Consider the following 492-nt stretch of genomic DNA (forward strand, 5'->3'; position numbering starts at 1 on the left):
TAATGGAGAAAGTGTTACTTTCTCCACACCACCAGTCTGTCCTAGATTACATGGCGTGATTCCTTGTGGTATAGTTCCTCCCATTCCCCCATCTCCACACGCGCCTATTGGTACACGTCCATTCAAGTTTGGTAAACAAAAAGTATTCTGTCCGTCTCCACCATAACGAACTCCTAATACAGCAAATAAAGCTTGATTCTGTTGAATTGAAAGTTCTTGACCGTTGCAAAATGCCCAGCCCTGTGGAGCAAATGATGCTGGCCATGCTACAATCGTTCCTGTGTAATTCTCCGCCATAATATACCTCACTTTGATTTTATTTAAATTTAAAAATAGATTTTATTTATTCTGGAGTAGGGAACCAACCTTGAATACAAATAATATAATTCATTGCTTGGAAAGGCTGCCGAATATCCAATGCAGAGGGCGCCGATTGTCCAGCTGGAGAAATCGTAGTTGTTACATTCCCACTTACTGTTCCACCAGAGATGA

Annotated in this window: 1 protein-coding gene; it reads right to left on the reverse strand. The window is 41.3% G+C overall.

Features of this window, described 5'->3' with window-relative positions:
- Positions 1-297: phage tail protein (locus V1L66_RS22025; protein WP_333007019.1), on the reverse strand; the 297-nt coding region annotated here is incomplete at its 3' end.
- Positions 298-492 lie beyond the last annotated feature (195 nt).

Origin of the sequence: Lysinibacillus sp. IITD104 (assembly GCF_036698265.2) — a bacterium.
Classification (GTDB): Bacteria; Bacillota; Bacilli; order Bacillales_A; family Planococcaceae; genus Lysinibacillus; species Lysinibacillus boronitolerans.